Origin of the sequence: Phenylobacterium sp. (assembly GCF_041691455.1) — a bacterium.
Lineage (GTDB): Bacteria > Pseudomonadota > Alphaproteobacteria > Caulobacterales > Caulobacteraceae > Phenylobacterium.
This window is the reverse complement of the sequence record NZ_JBEPUO010000018.1, coordinates 64349-70348: the sequence shown is the minus strand read 5'-3', so window position 1 is coordinate 70348 and position 6000 is coordinate 64349. Positions and strand designations below refer to the sequence as shown.

At 68.3% G+C, this 6000-nt stretch carries 6 protein-coding genes; 5 read left to right on the top strand and 1 reads right to left on the bottom strand.

Going from position 1 to position 6000, the window contains the following annotated elements; all coding sequences use genetic code 11:
* Nucleotides 1–224 precede the first annotated feature (224 nt).
* From ACESMY_RS17490 to ACESMY_RS17470, 5 genes are all read left to right on the top strand, one after another.
* Entirely contained in the window at nucleotides 225–926 is a 702-nt protein-coding gene (locus ACESMY_RS17490) for a PEP-CTERM sorting domain-containing protein (RefSeq protein ID WP_372785892.1), read from the top strand.
* Nucleotides 927–1010: 84 nt separating this feature from the next.
* Nucleotides 1011–1202, top strand: coding sequence for a hypothetical protein (locus ACESMY_RS17485; protein ID WP_372785891.1), 192 nt, complete (start codon nucleotides 1011–1013; stop codon nucleotides 1200–1202).
* Between the two features lie 107 nt (nucleotides 1203–1309).
* The gene (locus tag ACESMY_RS17480; protein WP_372785890.1) at nucleotides 1310–3046 is read left to right on the top strand and encodes an amidohydrolase family protein; all 1737 of its coding nucleotides are present in this window, start codon (nucleotides 1310–1312) and stop codon (nucleotides 3044–3046) included.
* 104 nt (nucleotides 3047–3150) lie between these two features.
* Nucleotides 3151–3879 (top strand): glutathione S-transferase N-terminal domain-containing protein, encoded by a 729-nt coding sequence (locus ACESMY_RS17475; protein WP_372785889.1) that lies wholly within the window; start codon nucleotides 3151–3153, stop codon nucleotides 3877–3879.
* A 1-nt stretch (nucleotide 3880) separates the two neighbouring features.
* Entirely contained in the window at nucleotides 3881–4891 is a 1011-nt protein-coding gene (locus ACESMY_RS17470; protein WP_372785888.1) for an isopenicillin N synthase family dioxygenase, read from the top strand.
* On the opposite strand, the gene ACESMY_RS17465 is transcribed toward ACESMY_RS17470, so the two are convergent.
* The gene (locus ACESMY_RS17465) at nucleotides 4888–5997 is read right to left on the bottom strand and encodes an S-(hydroxymethyl)glutathione dehydrogenase/class III alcohol dehydrogenase (protein WP_372785887.1); all 1110 of its coding nucleotides are present in this window, start codon (nucleotides 5995–5997) and stop codon (nucleotides 4888–4890) included. The genes ACESMY_RS17470 and ACESMY_RS17465 overlap by 4 nt on opposite strands.
* Nucleotides 5998–6000: the final 3 nt, after the last annotated feature.

Sequence of the window (6000 nt, the reverse complement as noted above, 5' to 3'; positions counted from 1 at the left end):
CGAACCCACGGTGGGCTTTCACCCACGGCGGTTTTCAAGACCGCTGCCTTAAACCACTCGGCCACCCGTCCGGGACGCGGTTTCTAGCAGGGGTCGGGGCCGCGCTCCAACCCGTCGGCGTCCTCCTGGGAAATCCGGCGCCTCGCCTGATAGGCGTACCGCTTTGCCCTTTAGAAGTGATGGCGATAACCATGGTCGCGACTACTCGCCAGGGGGAAAGCGTCATGAAACGATTTGCGATTGTGGCGCTTGCCGTCGCTGCGCTACTCGGCGCGAGGCCCGCAGCCGCGGCGGCCATCTTCGACGGAATCGGCAACTACGGGATTGTCTACACCCAGACTGGCAAGTTCGGTCCGTTCCACCCTAGCGGCGGCTCAGAAGGGCCCGCAGGACAGGAATTGCTGGGCGCGGATCCGATCGACATGTTCGTCGGTGGGTACGTGGCCGGCGGAAACTATAGCTACGATCTGGAAATAGATCCGGCCGCCCTGACGAGCGTCACCGCGACGCTCGCTCGCTATAGGTCTTTTGGTGTCTACTACGATGGCCACCTGGCCGGCGGCGCCGACACCTTCCTCGACGATCTGCCGGACCCTTCCTTTCACGCGACCGCCACCGGTTTTGCCGGGACATTTTCAAGTTCCACCTCGGACACGACCTTCGACGATGCGAGAGCCGTTGGGTTCTTTAGTCCTCCGCCGGGCACCCAGACGACGCGCATTGTTTCGGAGGTCAAGGTAGGTCTTGGCATCAGGCTCTATGCGGACCAAATCCTGCCGGCCACCGACTACAGGCTGACGCTGAGCAGTATCCCCGAACCCGCGACCTGGATCCTGCTGCTGGCAGGCTTCTATGGCGTCGGCGTGCGGCTTCGCTCGCGCAGGGTGCGGCGATCCTGCAGCGGGTTGTCGCCCGCTTCGTCCTAAGGTCGCCGCCGGGCTCCACTAGGGCCCTCACCAAGATTTTCCGATCCCGCGGCGCCATTTTCGAGCTTCGCCGTTCATGTCCGCATGCATGCGCGAAGCCACGAGATCACCATCGCCGTCTGGGGACGGAAATTCCGGGGCGCCTACCAGGTGGAGGGCGACCAGCTGCACGTCTCCAGCCCCTACGGCTCAGACCAGGAACCGCTCGTAGGCCCGGACCCTGAGGGGGCCGCCAAGCGCCTTCTGAGGGAGATCGTGCTCAAGAACGCGCGCTAGGGGAGGCGCCGCCCTCCCCTGAACCGACCCAGGTTGACGCCACGTCCCCGTCGACATCGCCCCCCGCCGGCGCCTACCCTCTCGGCAAAAGCCCTTGGGAGGCGACGATGCATGACCTGGTGATCCGCGGCGGGACCGTGGTTGACGGCACAGGCGCTCCGGCCCGCGTGGCCGACGTGGCGATCGATGACGGTCTGATCACCCGGGTCGGGAGCGTCACGGCGAAGGGCAAGCGCGAGATCGATGCGGCGGGCCTGCTGGTCACGCCGGGCTGGGTCGACATCCACACCCACTACGACGGCCAGGCGACCTGGGACTCCTACCTCTCGCCCTCCTGCTGGCACGGGGTGACGACCGTCGTCATGGGCAACTGCGGCGTCGGCTTCGCGCCCGCCCGGCCCGACCGCCACGACTGGCTGATCGGCCTTATGGAATCCGTCGAGGACATCCCCGGCGCGGCGCTCGCCGAAGGCATCAAGTGGGACTGGGAGACCTTCCCCGAATACCTCGACAGCCTCGACAAGCGGCCCTTCGTCCTCGACATCGCGACCCAGGCCCCGCACGGCTCAATCCGCGCCTACGTCATGGGCGAGCGCGGCGCGCGCAACGAGACCGCCACGCCGGCTGACATCGCCGAGATGGCCAAGATCACCCGCGAGGCGCTCGAGGCCGGCGCGCTGGGTTTCTCCACCTCCCGCACCCAGCTGCACCGCGCCAAGGACGGCGAACCGGTCCCGGGCACCTTCGCCGGCGCGGACGAGATGGTGGGCATCGGCAAGGCGCTCGGCGAGGCCGGCCACGGGGTCTTCGAGATCGCCTCGGACATGATGATCCCCGAGGACGAGTTCCACTGGATGAAGCAGTTCGCCGCGGCCTCCGGCCTGCCGGTGACCTTCGGCATGCTGCAGTCGCCCATGCAGCCGGAGAAGTGGCGCGACCTGCTGAAGCTGACGGAGGAAGCGCGCGCGGAAGGCGCCCAGATCACCGCCCAGATCGCCTGCCGGCCCACCGGCATGGTGCTGGGATGGCAGTCGACGGTGCATCCCTTCGTGCGCAAGTCGGCCTATCGCGCCATCGCCGACCTGCCCTTCGCCGAGCGCCTGGTCCAGCTGAAGGACCCGGCCGTCCGCGAGGCGATCATCTCCGAGGACGCCCCGCCCCCGCCCGGCATCGGCGCGATCCTGACCCACGGCTTCGGGACCATGTTCCGCCTGGAGCGCGATGGCCGGCTCGACTATGAGCCGCGCGCCGAAGACTCCATCGCCGCCGAGGCCAAGCGGGCCGGCGTCGACCCGCAGGCGATCATCTACGACATGCTGATGGAGAACGACGGGCGCGGGTACATCTACCTGCCGCTGCTGAACTACTCGAAGTTCAACTTCGACCACATCGCCGAGATGATGAACCACCCGGCGACGGTGCTGAGCCTCTCGGACGGCGGCGCCCACTGCGGGGTGATCTGCGACGCGAGCTTCCCGACCTACATGCTGACCTACTGGGTCCGCGATCGGGAGCGCGGCGTGCGCCTGCCGCTGGAGAAGGTGGTCTCGATGCAGACCCGCGACACCGCCCGCCTCTACGGCATGAACGACCGCGGCATGCTGGCGCCCGGCCTGAAGGCCGACGTCAACGTCATCGATTTCGAGGCCCTGCAGATCCTGGCGCCCGAGATGATCTTCGACCTGCCCGCCGACGGCCGGCGGCTGGTGCAGCGGGTCGAGGGCTATCGCGCCACGGTGGTCTCGGGCGTCGTCACCTTCGAAAACGGCGTCGCCACCGGCGAGCTGCCGGGCAAGCTGGTCCGCGGTCCCCAGGCCGCGCCGGTCCTGCTGGCGGCGGAATAGGCCCTTCAGCGGGGCTGACGGCGGCATCAGCTCTTGTCGGCTTGCCGTCGCTGGCGGCGGGCCTAGGGTTCGCGTCTCGAGTGGCATGAGAGCGAGGCGCTGCGATGTATCAGCTGCACTATTGGCCGACGCCGAACGGCAAGAAGGTCTCCATCCTCCTGGAGGAGCTGGGCGTCGCCTATGAGGTCGTGCCGGTGCACATCGGCCGCGGCGACCAGTTCACCGACGGCTTCCTGAAGATCAGCCCCAACAACCGCATGCCGGCGCTGGTCGACACCGCGCCCACGGCTGGCGGCGAGCCGATCAGCGTCTTCGAGTCCGGCGCGATCATGCTCTACCTCGCCGAGAAGGAAGGCCGCTTCTGGCCGCAGGACACGCGGACCAAGTACGAGGTGGTCCAATGGGTCATGTGGCAGATGGCCAACCAAGGGCCCAAGACCGGCGAGCGCGGCCATTTCAGCCGCGTGCCGCCCGAGCACGGCGACCAGTCCTACGCCCAGCGCCGCTTCGCCGACGAGACCCACCGGCTCTATGGCGTGCTGAACAACCGCCTCTACGACCGGCCCTATCTGGCGGGCGAGGAGTACACGATCGCCGACATGATCTCCTACCCCTGGACCGCCAGCTGGAAGCTGCAGGGCATCGATCTCGACGAGTTCAAATACTTCAAGCGCTGGTTCGAGGAACTCTCCGCGCGGCCGGCGGTCGAAAAGGGCATGGCGGTGACGGCCGGCGTACCGGCCGAGGACCCCGCGACGCTCCCGCCGGAGGAACAGGCGCGCCGGCGCAAGCTGCTCTACAACCAGCGCGCCCGTCCCGCGCCGGTCGCCTGACATGCTCCAGGGCCTGCCGGTCATCGACATGGCGCCCCTGTTCGGAGACGCCGAGGGCCGCGCCCGCGTCGCGCGCAAAATCGCCCGGGCCTGCGAGGCGCACGGCTTCTTCTATCTGACAGGCCACGGCATCGGCCCCGACGTCCTGGCCACGCTCGAGGCCGAGAGCCGGCGGTTCTTCGCCCTGCCGCTGGAGGCCAAGATGGCGATCTCCATGGCCAGGGGCGGCCGGGCCTGGCGCGGCTATTTCCCGGTCGGCGGCGAGCTGACCTCGGGCCGGCCGGACCTGAAGGAAGGCCTCTACCTTGGGACCGAACTCGGCCCCGACCATCCCCGCGTCCGCGCGGGCGTGGCCATGCATGGCGCGAACCTCTGGCCCACCGGCCTGCCGGGATTGAGGGCGGCGGCCGGCGCCTACATGGCCGGCGCGACCCGGGCCGCCGCGGCGCTGATGGAAGGCGTCTCGCTCAGCCTCGGCCTCGACGCCCAGTACTTCGCCCGCGCCTACACCGGCGAGCCCACCGTGCTCTTCCGCATCTTCCACTACCCGGCGACCGGTGCGCCGGACGTCGACTGGAGCCGGTCCTGGGGCGTCGGCGAGCACACCGACTATGGATTGCTGACCCTGCTCGCCCAGGACGCCTTCGGCGGCCTGCAGGTCAAGACGCCGGAGGGTTGGATCGAGGCCCCGCCGATCGAGGGCGCGCTGGTCTGCAACATCGGCGACATGCTGGAGCGCCTCACCGGCGGCCGCTTCAAGTCGACGCCGCATCGGGTGAAGAACGTCAGCGGCCACGACCGCCTCTCCTTCCCGCTGTTCTTCGACCCCGACTTCATGGCGCCCATGCGGCCCCTGCCCGCCGTCGCCACCGACGCCGCGATCCGCGACGCCGACAAGGCGGAGCGCTGGGACGCCGCCTCGGTCCACGACTTCGAAGGGACCTATGGCGACTACCTGCTGGAGAAGGTCGCCAAGGTCTTTCCGCAGCTCAAGGAAGCCGCGCTCGGCTAGTAGATCACCACGCTCCTGATGCTCTCGCCCCTGTGCATCAGGTCGAAGGCGTCGTTGATCTTCTCCAGCGGCATGGTGTGGGTGATCATCGGGTCGATCTCGATCTTGCCGTCCATGTACCAGTCGACGATGGTCGGGACGTCGGTGCGCCCGCGCGCCCCGCCGAAGGCCGTGCCGCGCCAGACCCGGCCGGTGACCAGCTGGAAGGGCCGCGTGGCGATCTCCTTGCCGGCCTCGGCCACCCCGATGACCACGCTCTCGCCCCAGCCGCGATGGCAGGCCTCCAGCGCCTGGCGCATGACCTCGGTGTTGCCCGTGCAGTCGAAGGTGTAGTCCGCTCCGCCGTCGGTGAGCTTCACCAGATGGCCGACCACGTCCTCGCCGATGGTCTTCGGATTGACGAAGTGGGTCATGCCGAACCGGCGGCCCCACTCTTCCCGCGCCGGATTGATGTCGACGCCGACGATCATCGCCGCGCCCACCAGCTTCGCGCCCTGGATGACGTTGAGCCCGATGCCGCCCAGGCCGAAGACGACCACATTGGCGCCGGGCTCGACGCCCGCCGTGTTGACGACCGCACCCACGCCGGTGGTCACGCCGCAGCCGATGTAGCAGGCCTTGTCGAAGGGCGCGTCGGTGCGGATCTTCGCCACCGCGATCTCCGGCAGGACCGTGAAGTTCGAGAAGGTCGAGCAGCCCATGTAGTGGAAGACCGTCTGGCCCTCGTAGGAGAACCGGCTGGTCCCATCCGGCATCAGGCCCTTGCCCTGGGTCGCGCGGATCGCCGTGCAGAGGTTGGTCTTGCGGGAAAGGCAGCTTTTGCACTGGCGGCATTCGGGCGTGTAGAGCGGGATCACATGGTCGCCCGGCTTCACGCTGCTGACGCCTGGTCCTACCTCGACCACGACGCCCGCGCCCTCGTGGCCCAGGATCGCGGGGAACAGGCCCTCGGAGTCCAGGCCGTCGAGCGTGTAGGCGTCGGTGTGGCAGATCCCCGTCGCCTTGATTTCCACCAGGACTTCACCGGCGCGGGGCCCTTCGAGGTCGAGTTCAACGATCTCGAGCGGCTTCTTGGCTTCGAAGGCGACGGCGGCTCGGGTTTTCATGGA

Coding starts and splice junctions, on each gene's coding strand:
- ACESMY_RS17475 (WP_372785889.1), top strand. CDS start 3,151: ATGTATCAGCTGCACTATTGGCCGACGCCGAACGGCAAGAAGGTCTCC.
- ACESMY_RS17485 (WP_372785891.1), top strand. CDS start 1,011: ATGCATGCGCGAAGCCACGAGATCACCATCGCCGTCTGGGGACGGAAA.
- ACESMY_RS17480 (WP_372785890.1), top strand. CDS start 1,310: ATGCATGACCTGGTGATCCGCGGCGGGACCGTGGTTGACGGCACAGGC.
- ACESMY_RS17465 (WP_372785887.1), bottom strand. CDS start 5,997: ATGAAAACCCGAGCCGCCGTCGCCTTCGAAGCCAAGAAGCCGCTCGAG.
- ACESMY_RS17490 (WP_372785892.1), top strand. CDS start 225: ATGAAACGATTTGCGATTGTGGCGCTTGCCGTCGCTGCGCTACTCGGC.
- ACESMY_RS17470 (WP_372785888.1), top strand. CDS start 3,881: ATGCTCCAGGGCCTGCCGGTCATCGACATGGCGCCCCTGTTCGGAGAC.